General features: G+C 69.2%; 12 protein-coding genes. 2 read left to right on the plus strand and 10 right to left on the minus strand.

Translation table 11 applies throughout. The annotated features are described in order from the left end of the window. Window positions 1-62: 62 nt before the first annotated feature. Genes ACT53Q_RS16625 through ACT53Q_RS16635 form a run of 3 tightly spaced genes read right to left on the minus strand, consistent with a single transcriptional unit; the run spans window position 63 to window position 5,848 of the window. Window positions 63-1,475 carry an efflux transporter outer membrane subunit gene (locus tag ACT53Q_RS16625; protein WP_476187764.1) on the minus strand — a complete coding sequence of 471 codons (1,413 nt, stop codon included), beginning with the start codon at window positions 1,473-1,475 and terminating at the stop codon, window positions 63-65. Beyond that, complete coding sequence (locus ACT53Q_RS16630; RefSeq protein WP_476187765.1) at window positions 1,472-4,630, minus strand: efflux RND transporter permease subunit; 3,159 nt, start codon at window positions 4,628-4,630, stop codon at window positions 1,472-1,474. Before ACT53Q_RS16630 ends, ACT53Q_RS16625 begins: the two co-directional genes overlap by 4 nt. A gap of 9 nt (window positions 4,631-4,639) precedes the next feature. Beyond that, on the minus strand, window positions 4,640-5,848 hold the full coding sequence (locus ACT53Q_RS16635; protein WP_476187766.1) for an efflux RND transporter periplasmic adaptor subunit: 1,209 nt from the start codon (window positions 5,846-5,848) through the stop codon (window positions 4,640-4,642). A gap of 154 nt (window positions 5,849-6,002) precedes the next feature. Here ACT53Q_RS16635 and baeS point away from each other — a divergent pair, with 154 nt between their 5' ends. Continuing rightward, window positions 6,003-7,382 carry a sensor histidine kinase efflux regulator BaeS gene (gene baeS / locus ACT53Q_RS16640; RefSeq protein WP_476187767.1) on the plus strand — a complete coding sequence of 460 codons (1,380 nt, stop codon included), beginning with the start codon at window positions 6,003-6,005 and terminating at the stop codon, window positions 7,380-7,382. After that, window positions 7,379-8,059 (plus strand): response regulator, encoded by a 681-nt coding sequence (locus tag ACT53Q_RS16645; RefSeq protein ID WP_476187768.1) that lies wholly within the window; start codon window positions 7,379-7,381, stop codon window positions 8,057-8,059. Before baeS ends, ACT53Q_RS16645 begins: the two co-directional genes overlap by 4 nt. A gap of 24 nt (window positions 8,060-8,083) precedes the next feature. On the opposite strand, the gene ACT53Q_RS16650 is transcribed toward ACT53Q_RS16645, so the two are convergent. From ACT53Q_RS16650 to ACT53Q_RS16680, 7 genes are read right to left on the minus strand one after another with little or no spacing between them, the layout of a single operon-like run. Then, window positions 8,084-9,607 (minus strand): glycosyltransferase family 87 protein, encoded by a 1,524-nt coding sequence (locus ACT53Q_RS16650; RefSeq protein ID WP_476187769.1) that lies wholly within the window; start codon window positions 9,605-9,607, stop codon window positions 8,084-8,086. 28 nt (window positions 9,608-9,635) lie between these two features. Next, entirely contained in the window at window positions 9,636-10,385 is a 750-nt protein-coding gene (locus tag ACT53Q_RS16655) for an HAD family hydrolase (protein WP_476187770.1), read from the minus strand. 1 nt (window position 10,386) lies between these two features. Beyond that, the gene (locus tag ACT53Q_RS16660; protein WP_476187771.1) at window positions 10,387-12,468 is read right to left on the minus strand and encodes a hypothetical protein; all 2,082 of its coding nucleotides are present in this window, start codon (window positions 12,466-12,468) and stop codon (window positions 10,387-10,389) included. Next, entirely contained in the window at window positions 12,459-13,046 is a 588-nt protein-coding gene (locus tag ACT53Q_RS16665) for a PI-PLC domain-containing protein (RefSeq protein ID WP_476187772.1), read from the minus strand. The genes ACT53Q_RS16660 and ACT53Q_RS16665 overlap by 10 nt, the downstream gene beginning before the upstream one ends. Beyond that, entirely contained in the window at window positions 13,043-13,792 is a 750-nt protein-coding gene (locus ACT53Q_RS16670) for a glycosyltransferase family 2 protein (RefSeq protein WP_476187773.1), read from the minus strand. The genes ACT53Q_RS16665 and ACT53Q_RS16670 overlap by 4 nt, the downstream gene beginning before the upstream one ends. After that, complete coding sequence (locus tag ACT53Q_RS16675; RefSeq protein ID WP_476187774.1) at window positions 13,789-14,208, minus strand: GtrA family protein; 420 nt, start codon at window positions 14,206-14,208, stop codon at window positions 13,789-13,791. The genes ACT53Q_RS16670 and ACT53Q_RS16675 overlap by 4 nt, the downstream gene beginning before the upstream one ends. Before the next feature lie 3 nt (window positions 14,209-14,211). After that, entirely contained in the window at window positions 14,212-15,864 is a 1,653-nt protein-coding gene (locus ACT53Q_RS16680) for an NTP transferase domain-containing protein (RefSeq protein WP_476187775.1), read from the minus strand. Window positions 15,865-15,867: the final 3 nt, after the last annotated feature.

Below are 15,867 nucleotides of genomic sequence, written 5' to 3' on the forward strand. Positions count from 1 at the left end.
CCGATCCGGCACGCATCCGGCCCAGCGGCCCGGCGTGTTCATCCGAACCGCGCCGGGCGCCATCACTCCGCCTTGCCGCCCAGCGCCTTGTAGAGGGTCACGCGGTTGCTGGCTTCGACGAGTCGCAGGCCGATGAGCCCCTGCTGCGCCGCGTAGAGCGCGCGCTGGGCGTCGAGCACGGCGAGCTGGCTGTCCACGCCATTGCGGTAGCGGGTGCCGGCGAGTGCGTAGGCGCGCGCCGTCGTGTCGACCAGCGCCTGCTGCGCCGCGAGTCGCTCCTGCAGACCGGCGCGCACCGCGAGGGCATCGGCGACCTCGCGGAAGGCGGTCTGGATCGTCTTCTCGTAGCTGGCCACGGCGATGTCGCGCTGCGCCTCCGAGACCTTCAGCGACGCGCGCAGGCTGCCGGCATTGAAGATCGGAATGCTGATCCGCGGTGCGAACGACCACAGCCGCGTGCCGCCCCCGAACAGGTCGGACAACTGGTCGCTGCCGCGCCCGGCCGCGCCGGTCAGCGTGATCGTGGGGAAGAACGCTGCGCGCGCAGCGCCGATGTCGGCGTTGGCCGATTTCAGCGTGTGTTCGGCCGACAGCACGTCGGGCCGGTCGAGCAGCAGCGAGGACGCGAGGCCGACGGGGATCTCCGCCAGCGCCACCGGCGTGTCGGTGCCTTCGACGGGGAGCAGCGCCTCGGGGACCGGCGCGCCGGCGACGAGTTCGAGTGCGTTGCGATCCTGCTCGACCTGCGTCGTGTAGGTCGCCACGTCGATGCGCGCAGTCTCGACGCTGGTGCGCGCCTGCGCGAGGTCGAGCCCCGACACCACGCCCTGCGCGTGGCGCGCTTCGTTGCGCTTGAGCGATGCCTGCTGGCTCTCCAGCGTCTTCTTCGCCAGCGCCAGCCGTTCGATGTCTGCGGCCAGCGTCAGCCAGTCGCCGGCGACTTCGGCGACGAGGCTGAGCCGCGTGCTGCGCTGCGCCTCTTCGGTGGCGAGATACGCCTCCAGCGCCTCCCGCTTCAGGCTGCGGACGCGTCCGAACAGATCGAGTTCGTAGCCGCTGAAGCCGACGGTCGCGGTGTACTGGCGGCTGATCGCGAAATCGCCGCTGCCGGTGTCCGTGCCGTTCGCCGCCTGGCTGCCGTCGACGGCGACCGACGGCAACTGCGCGGCGCGCTGGATGCGGTACTGCGCCCGCGCCTTCTCGATGTTCGACACCGCCACCCGCAGGTCGCGGTTGTTCTCCAGCGCGAGCGCGATCACCTGCTGCAGGCGCGCATCGCGGAAGAACGCCTGCCACGCGATCTGCGAGACGGCCGGACTGTCGACCGAGCCGTCGGTCGCCTGCGCCGCGGCCTCGCCCTGGCGCCATTGCGACGGCACAGGGGGCGCGGGACGCTCGTAGTGCGGGGCCAGGCTGGCGCAGCCGGACAGCAGGGTGATCGCAATCGCGGCCGCGAGGATGTGGAGCCGGTTCATGCCTGCACCTCCGGTGGATGGGCGGCATCGCGGGCCGAGGCTTCCTCCCGACGCTTGCCCGGGAACAGCGTGCGCACGATGACGTAGAACAGCGGCACGAAGAAGATGCCGAAGAGCGTCGAGAACAAGGTGCCGCCGAACACGCCGGTGCCCAGCGAGTGGCGCCCCCCCGAGCCCGCGCCGCTGCTGAGCACCATCGGCAGCACGCCGAGCAGGAAGGCCAGCGAGGTCATCAGGATCGGGCGCAGGCGCATGCGGGTCGCGTGCAGGATCGCGTCGACGAGCGACAGCCCCTTCTCTTCGAGTTCCTTCGCGAACTCCACGATCAGGATGCCGTTCTTCGCCGCGAGGCCCATGGTGGCGAGCAGGCCGACCTGGAAGTAGATGTCGTTCGACAGGCCGCGCAACCACGTCGCGAGCAGCGCGCCGAGGATGCCCACCGGCACCGCCAGCATCACCGAGACCGGCACCGACCAGCTTTCGTACAGCGCCGCCAGGCACAGGAACACGAACACCAGCGACACCGCGTACAGGATCCAGGTCTGGCTGCCCGCGGTCTGCTCCTGGTAGGACATGCCGGACCATGCGTAGCCGACGCCGTCGGGCAGTTGCTTCACGAGGCCGGCGATGGCGGCCATCGCTTCGCCGGAACTCACGCCGCTGCCCGCGTTGCCGGTGATTTCCATCGACTCCGAACCGTTGAAACGGTTGAGCACCTGCGGTGCATACGCCCATTCGCTGCTGGAGAAGGCGGAGTAGGGCACCATCTCGCCTGCACTGTTGCGCACGTACCAGCGACCGATGTCCTGCGGCGACATGCGCGCGGAGGCCTGGCCTTGCAGGTACACGCGCTTCACGCGGCTGTTGTTGAGGAAGTCGTTGACGTAGCTGCCGCCCATCACCGTGGAGAGGGTACTGTTGACGTCCGCCATCGACAGCCCGAGCGCGCCGGCCTTCTCGTCGTCCAGATCGACGCGGAAGGTGGGCGCATCGTCGAGGCCGTTGAAGCGCACGGCGCTCAAGCGACTGTCCTGGTTCGCGAGGCGGAGCAGTTCGCCGCGCGACTCCACCAGCGCGTCATGGCCACGCCCGGCGAGGTCCTGCAGCTGCAGGGTGAAGCCGGAGTTGGTGCCCAGCGTGCTGATCGCCGGCGGCACGATGGCGAACACCTGCGCGTCGCGCATCATCCCCATCATGGCGCCGGTGATGCGCCGGGCGATCTCCTGCGCCGAGGCATCGCGCTCGCTCCAGTCCTTCAGGCGCACGAACCCCATGCCCGAGTTCTGGCTGCTGCCGGCGAAACTGAAGCCGGCGACGGTGAACACGCCCGCCACTTCCGGCTGCTTGCGGATGAAGTCGGCGGCGATGTCAATCGACTGCAGCGTGCGCTGCTGGGTCGCACCCGGCGGCGTGGTGAACATCACCATCATCATGCCCTGGTCCTCGTCGGGCAGGAACGAGGACGGCAACCGCCAGAACAGCAGGCCCATCACCGCGAGCGCGACGACGTAGGTCAGTGCGCCGAGGCGGCGATGCCCGACGACGCGCGCCACGCCATGGCGATAACGCTCCGCACCGCGGTCGAAGCGATCGTTGAACCAGGCGAAGAACCGGCCCAGCGGACCGCGCGGCGAGGCGTGCCCGCCCTTTTCGATCGGTTCGAGCAGCGTGCCGCACAGCGCCGGGCTCAGCGTCAGCGCCACCAGCAGCGACAGGATCATCGCCGCGGCGATCGTGATCGAGAACTGCCGGTAGATCTCGCCGGTTGCGCCGCCGAAGAACGCCATCGGCACGAACACCGCGGTCAGGACCAGCGCGATGCCGACCAGTGCGCCGGAGATCTGGCCCATCGACTTGCGTGTCGCTTCCTTCGGCGACAGGCCTTCCTCCGACATCAGGCGCTCGACGTTCTCGACCACGACGATCGCGTCGTCCACCAGCAGGCCGATCGCCAGCACCATCGCGAACATGGTGAGGGTGTTGATCGAATAGCCGAGCACCGACAGCACGCCGAACGTGCCCATCAGCACCACCGGCACGGCGATCACCGGGATCAGCGTCGCGCGCCAGTTCTGCAGGAACAGGTACATCACCAGCACGACCAGGAGGATCGCCTCGATCAAGGTCTTCACCACCTCCTCGATCGACAGGCGCACGAACGGCGTGGTGTCGAAGGCGATGGTGTAGGTGAGTCCCTTGGGGAAATAAGGCTGGAGTTCGGCCAGCTTCGCCTTCACCGCGGCGGCAGCATCCAGCGCGTTCGCGCCGGTCGCGAGTTGCAGGCCCATGCCGGCGGCCGGTTTGCCGTCGTACTTCGCGGTGGAGTTGTAGGTGCGTGCGCCCAGTTCCACCTTCGCCACGTCGCGCAGATGCACCGACGCGCCGCTGGCGTCGGAACGCAGCACGATCGCCTCGAATTGCGCCGGGGTCTTCAGCTTGCTGCGCGAGGTGATCGTCGCGTTGAGCTGCTGGCCGTCGGTCGCGGGCAGGCCGCCCAGCGCGCCGGAGGAGACATCCGCGTTCTGCGCCGAGATCGCGGCGGCCACGTCGGACGGCATCAGCCTGTAGTGCGCGAGTTTCTCCGGGTCAAGCCAGACGCGCATCGCGTACTCGGAACCGAAGACGTTGACGTTGCCGACGCCGTCGAGGCGGCTGATCGGATCCTGCAGGCTGGACACCATGTAGTCGGCGATGTCGGTGCCGCTCATGCTGCCGTCCTCGGACATGAAGGCGAGCACCATGAACATGCTGCCCGCGCCGGCCTTGCGCACGGTCACGCCGTTGCTCTGCACCGCCTGCGGCAACATGGATTCCGCCTGCGCCACCTTGTTCTGCACCTGCACCTGCGCGGTGTCCGGATCGGTGCCGGAATCGAACGTCAGGGTCAGCGACGCACTGCCGGCCGAACTGCTGCTCGACGACATGTACAGCAGGTGGTCGAGGCCGGTCATCTGCTGCTCGATGATCTGCGTCACCGAGTTCTGCACGGTTTCCGCCGATGCACCCGGATAGTTGGCGTTGACCGAGACGGTGGGCGGGGCGATGTCGGGATACTGCTCGAGCGGCAGCGTCACCACGGAGACGATGCCGGCGAGGGTGATCATGATCGCGATCACCCACGCGAAGATCGGTCGGTCGATGAAGAAACGGGCCATGGGCATTCCTCAGCGCGGCTTCGCGACCGCGCCCGGCGCGGCGCCGGCCGGTGGCACGGAGATCGCGGGTCTGGACGGATCGACTTCGACCGCCTTCACCGTGGCGCCCGCGCGGGCCTTCTGCGTGCCCTGGACGATCACGCGATCGCCGGCCTTCAACCCGGACACCACCGTCCAGCGATCCTTCACCGCGTCGCCGACGCGGATGGTGCGCTGTTCCACCTTGCCGCCGGCACCGACCAGCAGCACGGTCGCGTCGCCCTTGCTGTCGCGTGTGACCGCCTGCTGCGGCACCAGCAGCGCGCGTTCGTCGACGGCCATCGCCAGCACGGCCTTCACGTACATGCCCGGCAACAGCAGGCCATCGGGATTGGGCACCACCGCGCGCAGCTTCACCGTGCCCGTGGATTCATCGACGGCGGCGTCGACGACTTCGAGCGTGCCGGCATGCGGATAGACCGTGCCGTCCTCCAGCACGAGGTTCACCTGCGCCTTGCCGTCGACGGCTTTCAATGCGCCGCTCGCGAGTTGGCGGCGCAGTGCCAGCAACTGCGTGCTGGATTGCGCGACGTCGACGTACATCGGGTCGAGCTGATGGATGGTGGCGAGGGCCGCGGCCTGGCCGGCCGTCACCAGCGCGCCCGGCGTGTAGGCCGACGTGCCGATGCGGCCCGAGATCGGCGCACGGATGCGGGTGTAATCGAGGTTGATGCGTGCGCTCTGCAATGCGGCCTTCGCGCCGACCACGGCGGCTTCGGATTGCCGCAGGTTCGCAGTCGCATCGTCGGCATCCTGCTTGCTCGCGGCATCCTCGGCGACGAGGTTGCGATACCGCTGCGCTTTCGGCCGCGCGGAAATCACCGCCGCCTCGGCCTGCGCGAGCGTGCCCTGCGCGTTGTCGTACGCGGCACGATACGTCGCCGGATCGATCTCGTAGAGCACCTGTCCGGCCTTCACGTCGGCACCTTCCTCGAACAGTCGCCGGCGCAGGATGCCGCCCACCTGCGGGCGCACGTCGGAGGTCTGGTACGCACGCGTCCTGCCGGGCAGTTCGCTGTCGACCGACAGGCGTTCCTGCCTCAGCGTGACGACGCCGACTTCGGTTTGCGGCATCGGCATGGGTGCTGGCCTGGAACAGGCGGCCAGCGTCGTCGCGGCGACGAACAGCAGTGCCGTCGACACGAGGCGGAAGGGGCGGGGCGAGGACGGAGCAGACATGGGGATTCCCGGCGATTCGAGCGGGGCCATGCTGTTTCCGGATTGTGGAGGAAATATGTGGATTGCCGGAGAAAACCGGTTTCACGCTTGATTTCGCCGCGGAAGTGGTGCGCTAATGGCGCCGTCGCACTCGCCCGGTGGTTCGCAATCGCCCATGAAAATAGGCATCTCGGCCAAGTTGTTCGTGGCGGTCTTCGTGGCCTGCGCCATCGTGCTGTCCGTTCAGGCGCTCGTCATCCGCCGCAGCTTCGAGCGCGGTTTCTTCGACTATCTCGACGAGCAGAACAACCAGCGCATGGAAGAAGTGCTGCCCAGGATGCGGGCCGCCTACCGTGTCCACGGCAACTGGGATTTCGTGCGCGCCGATCCGGGCGCGTGGTTCCAGCTCGTGCTGCCGCATCGCGAGGGCGAGGACGTCGCGCCGCGCCTGTCCACCGCGGACCAGACCGGTGCGATCGCGAGGATGGGATTGCTGGACGCCGACCATCGCCGCGTCATCGGCAACGTCAATGTCGATCGCGGTTCGCGCCTGCGCGCCATCATCGTCGAGGGCCGCACCGTCGGCTGGGTGGCGATGGTGCCTTTCGGCAAGGCGGTGGAGCCGGGACGCGATCATTTCATGCAGCAACAACGGCATGCACTGCTGCTGATCGTCGTGGTCTCGCTCGTCGTCGTCGGCCTGCTCACGTTCTTCTTCACGCGCGGCATCCTCAGCCGCGTCCGCAGCCTCACCGCGGGCACCCGCGCGCTGTCGTCCGGCGATTTCTCCGCGCGCATCGAGGCCGGCCGCCAGGACGAACTCGGCCGGCTGGCGCAGGATTTCAATCGCATGGCGCAGGCGCTCGAGCACAACGAGCGTTCGCGCCGCGGCTTCATGGCCGACATCTCGCACGAACTCCGCACGCCGCTGGCGGTGCTGCGCGCGGAGATCGAAGCGATCCAGGACGGCATCCGTCCGGTCACGCCGCAATCGCTGGACGTCATCCACCAGGAGATCGGCCGTCTCGACAAGCTGATCGACGATCTCCACGATCTTTCGCTGACCGACGTCGGCGCAATGGCGTATCGGCATGAACCGGTGGATCTCGGCCTCGTCCTGCGCTCCGCACTGGCCAGCATGGAAGGGCGATTCCGGTCCGCGGGCCTGCGGCTGCGCACGCAGCTGCCCGAGGGGACGATGTCGCTCGTCGGCGATGAATCGCGACTGCAGCAGCTGTTCTGCAACCTGCTGGAGAACGCCTTGCGCTACACCGATGCCGGCGGCGAGGTGGTCGTGCATGCCGCATCGGACGATGCGCTGGCGACGCTCGTCTTCGAGGACAGCGCGCCGGGCGTGCCGGCGGACAAGCTCGCGCACCTGTTCGATCGTTTCTATCGCGTCGAGGCGTCGCGCAACCGCGCCAGCGGCGGAAGCGGGCTGGGGCTGGCGATCTGCCGCAACATCGTCGAAGCCCACGGCGGACGCATCGCGGCGTCGCCGTCACCGCTCGGCGGATTGCGCATCGTCGTCGAGCTGCCGGTGGGCGCGGCATGAGCACGCGCCGGCAGGATCACGTGCTGATCGTCGAGGACGAGCCGCGGCTGGCGTCCGTGCTCGGCGATTACCTCACGGCGGCGGGCTACACGCATCGCTGGATCGCCGATGGTGCGGAGGCGATCGACGCCTTCCGTCGCGAGCAGCCGGACCTCGTGCTGCTCGACCTGATGCTGCCCGGGCTCGACGGCATCGAGATCTGCCGTGCGCTGCGACGCGACAGCCAGACACCGATCGTGATGGTGACCGCGCGGGTGGAGGAAGTCGATCGCCTGCTGGGCCTGGAGATCGGCGCCGACGACTACATCTGCAAGCCCTTCAGCCCGCGCGAGGTGATCGCGCGGATCGGTGCGGTCCTGCGTCGGCATCGCCACGTGCCCGCGCCCTCCGCCGGGCCCATCGCGATCGACGAGGAGGCCTGCCGCGCGACCCTGCGCGGACAGCCGCTCGACCTCACGCCGGTGGAGTTCCGCCTGCTGCGCCGGTTGCACGGTGCGCAGGGGCGGGTGTTTTCGCGCGACCAGCTGCTCGACGGCCTCTACAACGATCACCGCATCGTCACCGACCGCGCGGTCGACAGCCACGTGAAGAACCTGCGCCGCAAGATCGCCGACGCCGGCGGCAGCGAGGACTGGATCAAGTCGATCTACGGCGTCGGCTATCGCATGGATTGCTGAGCGGGGCGTGTCGCAGACGGCCGATCAGGCCGCCGCCGGCGACAGCGGCGAACCCGTGTCGCCACCCGCCTGCGACGCCGCGCCGACCGGGCGGCGTAGCACGATCCACAGGCAGACGCCCAGCGAGGCGATCTGGCTGATCGCGGACACGACGTAGCGATCGGCGCCGTCGTCGAGCGGCGTGCCGGTGAACGGCAGCACTGCGGCCAGCACCAGCCACAGCAGCGCGAATAGCACCGCGCGGCTGCCGGTCATCGCCGCGGCGGCGGCGACGAAGCTCCACGCCCACAGCGGCGCGAACAGGCCGGTGTGGTCGGGCAGGAAGGGGCTGCGCGCCGCGGCGAGGCCGAGCAGCGCGATCCATGTCGCCGCCAGTTCCACCCGCGGCATGCGCGGTGCACGGCGCGCGGCGAGCACGGTCAGCGCCACCACCGCGAGCGTCCACACCCACGACAGCTGCTGCACCAGCGCGCGGGTCATGCCCGGCACGCCCAATGCGTTGAGTTTGTAGACGACGCCCGGCACCGAATCGTTGATCGCGGCGACGAAGCCCAGTTCCTTCATTTCGAGGAACGCCCAGGCTTCGCCGTTGCCGAGCCGCGGCAGGTGGTAGGCCAGCAGCGCGCGGAACGGCGCCTCGCCGATCCACAGGTACGTCACGATCGTGTAGACGAGCGAGAACGCCAGCGTCCAGCCCACGGCCTTCCAGCGGCGCGTGGCGATCAGGTAGATGCCGAGGATGCCCGGGAACAGCTTGAACACCGCGAAGCCCAGCAGCGCGCCGCCCAGCACCGGCCGTTCGCGCCAGAACAGCGCCATCGCGACCGCGGACATCGCCACCGCCAGCAGGTGGAAGTTGCCCAGTTGCAGCGTCAGCAGCACGGGCGTCGCCAGCCACACGGCCGGGATCAGCAGCGCCGCGCGTCGCCCGGCGCGATCGTCGGCACGTCTGCTGACCCAGCCGCACAGCCAGGCCATGCAGGCGAGCAGGGCGATGCCTTCGATCGCGAACCACACCGCGCGCAACTGGTCGAAGTCGCCGCCCGCGGCCACGCCCAGCATCGGCAGCAGCAGGAACTGCGGCAGGTACAGGAATTCGTCGAAACGGAAGATGCCGTGGCTCTGGCCGTCGTAGAGCGCGGGATCGTAGAGGTTGGGCGCGCCCTGCTGCGCCAGCTGCGCTGCCTGCCAGTAGCCGGAATAGCAGCTGTGGCCGATGTAGAACGGGTCGAAGCCGAACGCCGATACCGTCGCCTGCGCGGGATCGATCATGAAGACCGCGACGCCGGAGGTGCGCGCCAGCGTCAGCAGCGCGAGCAGCAGCCACAGCGCGGACAGCACGGGGCGGCGTTTGCCGAGGCCGTCCCATGCCGCGGGCAGGCGCCGCGCGATCGCGCGCAGCGGCAGCGCGCCGGCGACGAGGCCGATGGCGACGGCCGCCGCGACGGGCAGGCGGAACGCCGAGACGCCGGCCGCGACCAGCATCGCGATCAGCAGCGCGCCGAGGCCGGCGATGGTCCAGCGTTCGAGGGAAGGGGCAGCGGTCATGGCGGACTCCTGTGGCATCGCGGCAGGCTCAGGCGGCCTGCAGGCCTTCGATCTGGCCGGAGAAGACGAAACGTTCGAGGTCGCGGAAGTCGTCGAACACGACGTCCGCCTCGGGGGTGCCGTGGCCGGCATGGTCCACCCGCAGCAGCGTGGTCATGCCGAACGCGCGCGCGCCTTCGATGTCGCAGCGCAGGCTGTCGCCGACCATCCAGATGTCCGCGGGTTCGACGCCCAGCTTGTCGATCGCGAGCCGGAACGACGCGGGATCGGGCTTGTCGGCGCCGGCTTCCTCGGACGTCACCACGTAGTCGAAGCAGTCGTCCAGGCCGAAGTACACGATCTTGCGGAACTGGATCTGCGAAGTGAGGTCCGTGATGATCGCGGTCGCGATGTCGTGGTTGCGCAGGTTCATCAGCAGGTCGCGCACGCCCGGGAACAGCTCGCAGTGCGACAGGAACGTGCGCCAGTAGGTCTGTTCCAGGTCCAGCGTGATCAGCAGCTGCGTCTTGCGCCCGAGCATCTCGATGCCGCGCTGGAAGTACAGCAGGCGGCTGTGCGAACTGGCGGTGTGGCCGAGCTGGCGCTTCACGTCGTCGCGCGCGCGGGCGAAGGCCTCGCGCACGTCGCCCTGGTCGGCGCCGAGCAGGCGCACCGCCTTGGCCTCGGTGGCGGCGGTCGCCATCGCGTGCGGGCCGTCGTAGGCGTAGAGGGTGTTGTCGGTGTCGAAGATGATGGCGCGCGGCGCGCGCAGCGTTTTCGTCGGGTGCTTGACCACCATCTCAGCGAGTCCTGTTCTTGAGCGATTCTTCGATCTGCAGCAGCACCATCAGCTGCATGATCCCGGACATGCCATCTTCCCAGCGTGGGTGGATGTCGAGCATTTCCTGCAGGTTCGGCGCGAGCGTGCCGGCGGCGAGGGCGATGTCCTCGGCCCAGACGTCGCCCTCGACGGTGATCTCGACCTCGTCGGAGTCGTCGGCCAGTTCCATGTCCAGGTGCAGGCCGCAGATGCCGATCAGCATCCGCGCCAGCCGTTCATGGTACGTGCCGCTGCGGATCGTCGCCGTGAGCTTCAGCGGCACGTCGTGCGGCGAGGCGGCGTTCTCCAGCTGCCGCACGTTCACCGGGCGCAGCTTCAGCACCAGGTCGGCGCCGGCGCGCTGTGGCTGCACGTAGCGCTGCGCGTCGGGCAGGCGGCGGTCGATCGAACGCAGCACGTTCTCGATCGGGTGGCCGCGCTCCCGCACGTCGCGGTGCACCTTCCACGCGCGGCGCAGGTCCTCGTCGATGTCGAGGTACACCGACACGTCGTAGCGGCGGCTGAGCCGCTGCATGCGCAACGCATGCAGGCCGGAGACGATGATCACGTCGTTGCGGCGCAGCTTCACCGGTGCGAGGAAGCGCCCGGCCTTGTGGTCGTAGTGGCGGTTGTCGACGGTCTTGCCGTCGATCAGCGCCAGCGCGTCGTCGTGGAAGCGCTGCAGGTCGTTGGCGCGCGGGTTGAGGTGGGTCAGGCCCTTCCACATCGGCGCATAGCGATCCCAGACGTGGTAGTCGTCGCCGGACAGATGCACCACGGTGTGCTCGCCGAAGATGTCGGTGAGCGACCGGCTGAGCGTGTCCTTGCCCGCGCCCGAGTCGCCGGCGATGCCGATCGTCACCGGCTTCTGCGCGATGCGGAAGTAGTCGTTGCGGGCCACGCGCTCGCGCAGCATCTGCGCGATCAGCACCAGCCCGGTGCACACGACCATCGTCATCCACAGCGACAGCGTGTGCGGCGTGAGCAGCGTCGCGATGCCGGCGATGGCGCCGCGCGGCTGCCAGTCGAACGCCGGCACGCCCGCGCCCGGCGACACCAGCAGGTGCAGGGTGATGACCAATGCGGAGAACGCGCCGGTGAGCAGCATCGCGCCGCGGTCGGCCTGCAGCTGGTGCGCGACGAGGAACGGCACCAGCCACAGGTACCAGCCCGGCGGCGCCGGCGTGGACAGCACCACGAGGAAGAACGACAGCCCGGTCACCGCGACCAGCAGTTCGAAACTGATCCGGCGCAGGCGCCACACGCCGTAGGCCGCGAGCAGGTACAGCATCGGCGTGAGGTAGAGATGCAGCGTGTCGCCGATCGGCAGCGACAGATCGAACACGCGCGCGGCCTCGTGCGTGCCCAGCACCATCGTGCGCACGCCCGGCGAGGCGAGGCACAGCAGCTGCGGCAGGAAGCCGAGCAGCAGGCCGGTCGCGAACGGCGTCTGCAGCGCGCGCAGGCGCTTGTTGCGCCACAGGTAGATCGCCACGAACGGCACCGCCAGCAGCATGCTGAACTTCGCCGCCAGCGACAGCCCCAGCGCGATGCCCGCGGCGCGCGCGCGATGCTCGCGCAGCAGCACCAGGCTCAGCAGCAGCAGCGCCACCGGCACGATGTCGGTCTGGCCGGTCCAGTAGGTCGCGAACAGCACCAGCGGCGACCACCAGTACAGCCACAGCAGCCGGCGCGGATGCTTCGGGAACAGCGCGTGCAGCAGCGCCAGCGCGGCGAGGTCGGCCATCAGCAGCCCCGCGCGGAAGCCGATGCCGGTGAAGACGTGCCGGCCGGTCGCCTGGTCCAGCAGCCAGCCCGGCACGGCGCCGGGCAGGTGTGCGATCAGCATCACCGGGCCGTAGGGATACGCCACCGGCGAACCGCCCGCGGCGAGGAAGTGCGACCACGGATCGAGCGACGGATGCGCGATCGCGTACTCCACGAACGGCACGAACCAGTCGAGCTGGATCTGCGGCACCAGCAGCACCACCAGCGCCAGACGCAGCACCAGGCCCGCCCGGAACAGCGGGTCGCGCAGCATCGGCCGCAGGGTCAGGACCACAGCGCCGGCTCCTTGGTGCAGACCGCTTCGGGCACGATGCCTTCGCGCGCGAGCAGCTCACGCAGCGCGGGGATTTCGGTCGCGGCATCGCGGCCCTGCAGTTCCGGCGAGACCAGGCACAGCGAGAAGCCGGCCGCCTGCAACGCCGCGGCCTGCGCGCCGTCGAGCGGGAAGCGGGTGAAGCAGTCGACCCAGATCCAGCGCACCTTGCCGGCGAGCGTCATCGCGGTGTCGATCGCTTCGAATTCCGACACCCGCACCGCGCAGCGCGATTCGCCGCGGCGCGCGGTCTTCACCAGGAACGGGAACGACTGGTCGAGGAAGAACCAGTCCTCGATGCCGCGTTCGCGCATCAGCGCGATCAGGCGGTCCTCGAGGCCTTCCTCCTTGACGTTGAGGATCAACAGCCGGTGGCGGTAGCCGTCCAGCCAGCGCTCGAAATCCTCGCCGTCGACGAAGGCGTCGTGGTGGATGATCAGGCGCGACCCGTGGCTGCGGATGTCGACTTCGATGCCCAGCGACGGATCGGTCGCGCGCAGTTCGTCGAGGGTGTTGCGGCGATGGCGGACGAGGATCATGGCGAGCGCGAAAGCTCCCTGCGCAGACGGAGGCTGTAGTCGACGGTGCGGCGGATGAAGCGCGCTTTCGCGCGCCAGTTGACGTTCCAGTGCGAGCTGCCGTGGGCGCGCTCGCCGAACACCACCGGGAAGCGCTGCACGGCGAGGCCGCGGTGCAGCGCCTGGTAGTAGGCGTAGAGATCGAGCGAGAAATCGTGCGGCGGATCGCGCCAGCCATCGAAGAACGCGCGCGGGAACAGCGTCGGCTGCGCGTTGATGTCGACCATGCGCCGCCGCATCAGCAGCGTCTCGAACACCGACATGCCGGTGGTGAAGACGACGTCGGCGAACGGGCGTCCACTGCGGCGGCCCTTCACGAACAGCCGCTGCGGCGTCGTCGACTGTTCGAACAGCGCGAGGCCGCGCAGTGCGTCCGCGGGATCGGTCTGCATGTCGGCGTGGGTCCAGCCGATGACCTCGCCGCGCGCGGCGCGCAGGCCGGAGAGGATGCCGAAGCCGTAGCCCTGGTTCTGCGCCACGCGCACGCTGCGGATGCGCGGCGTGTCGCGCAGCAGCGTGCGCAGCACCTCGGGCGAATCGTCGGTCGAGCCGTTGTCGACCAAGATTGCCTCGACGTCGTCGCGGACGAAGGTCTCGCGCAGGCGCGCGACCAGCAGCGGCAGGTTCTTCGCTTCGTTGTAGCAGGGGATGACCAGCGACAGGTGCGGCGTGGCCGTGGTGCCGATGGCGTCGGGCGCGGCGCTCATGGCGTGGCGCTCCCGGCGGGCAGGCGCGGGCGGAACACGAGGAATTTCATGCCGATGAAATTGAGTGCGGTGGAGGTGCCGGTGGCGGCGACGAAGGCGAGGGCGATCGCGGGTTCGGAACGCCCGAGCAGCGCCAGCGCCACCGCGTTCACGCCGACGTTCGCCAGCAGCGAGGTCAGGTAGACGCCGACGAAGCGCGCGGTTTCCGACCAGTGCCACGCGGTCGCCACGCGGAAGGTGAAGAAGCGGTTGGCGAAGTAGCCGAACACCGCGCCGGCGATGTAGCCCGCCGCCTTGGCGTTGCCGATCGGCCAGCCTAATGCCATGCCCAGCCGATAGCTCGCATAGTCGATGCAGACCGCGGTGATGCCCACGATCAGGAAGCGCGCCAGCTCGCCGGTGATGCGACGGGCCATCGCTCAGGCCTCGATCGCCGCAGGGGCGAGCGCCGTCGCATGTGCATCGCGATGCACGCGACTGTCGTCGGCGATGCGGTACGGATGCGAGGGCCAGCGGTCGAAACCGCGCTGCCAGTACTCGAACGCGCGCAGGTCGTCCGGCGTGCCCCAGCACAGGTAATGCTCGATCTCGAAGATGCGGCAGCGCAGGCCCATCGCCACCGCATCGTTCAAGCACGTGTCGACGTAGAACTCGCCGTTGATGCGGCCGTCGCGGGCGATCATCGCATCCGCGGCGGCGACGAAATCGCGCGCGCGGCGGAAGGTGAAGGTGCCGACGATGATCGGATCGCGCGACGGGTCCGCCAGCGGCGTCTTCACCGACACGCCGCGCACCGCGCCCTCGACCTCGTCGACCCAGCCGTAGTGCGTCGGTCGCCGGCGCGCGCCGGGATAGCCGCGCGCGACCCAGACCAGCACATCGGTGCCGTCGTCGTCGAGCGCGGCGCGCAGCGCGTCGGCGTCGAACACCGCGCCGTTGTCGCAGGCGCCGATGGTCAGCGGCGCGTCGAGGTCGACGGCCGCGTCGGGATCGGCGAGGCCGAGCAGGCAGGTGCGCGCCTGACCGTCGGTGGTTTCGGCCAGTTCGACCGTCGCGCAGCCGGGGAAGCGTTCGCGCAGCGTCGCTTCGATCGCATCGAGGCCGTGCAGGTCTTTCCGCAGGACGAACACGTGCTTCTCCGCCGCGGGCAGGTCGAGCGTGGCCTGCACCGCCATCGGCTCGCCGGAGACGGGGATCAGCGGCTTCGGCAGCGCATGGCCTTCCTGCGCGAAGCGCGAGCCGAGGCCCGCCATCGGCACCATCGTCGTGCCGCGCTGTGGCACCGCGCGACGCGCGCGCGCCGGATCGCAGAGCGCGCGGAACGCCGCAGACCATGCGCGGTAGTCGGCGAGGTCCTCGGGCGTGCCCCACTGCATGAAGTGGTCGAGTGCGAACACCGCGACGCGGCGTCCGTCCTCCAGCAGCGGGCGATAGGCGAGGCTGACGTAGTACTCCTCGCCGAGCTTGAGGTCGGGCCGCGCGAGGCAGCGCTCGAACGCGTCGCGCATCAGCGCGCCGCTGGCGAAATAGTAGGTGCCGCTGGATGCGTATTCGCGCATCGGCGTGTCGGTGTATGGCTGCTTTTCCTGGATCGCCAGCACGCGCTCGCCCTCGGTGCGGACGTAGGCGTAGTTGGTCGAGCCCAGCATGTGCGGATGGAAGCCGGTGTAGCAGGGGATCGCGCCATCCCAGCCGCCTTCGGCGACCATGCGACGGAAGCGCGCGTAGTCCCACACGCAGGTGAAGTCGCAGTAGTTGGCGATCGTCGGCTTCGCCGGGTCGACGTGATCGATCGCCTGCAGTAACGCGTTCACCGGGCCGAGCTTGTGCGGCGCGATGCCGACGATGCGGCCGGTCGGGCACCAGCGGCGGATCTGTTCCGCCATCGCGAATTCCTGTGTGTCCAGATGATCCTGGTTGCAGACGAACAGGAAGTCGGTCTCGCCCGGGAACATGTCGACCACGTGCGCGATGATCGGTTTGCCGTCGACTTCGATCAGCGGTTTCGGCACGCGGTAACCGGCGCGGCGGAAGCGCTCACCGAAACCGGACATGGGGACGACGATCTGCATGCG

Source organism: Lysobacter sp. DMC97 (genome assembly GCF_056313745.1).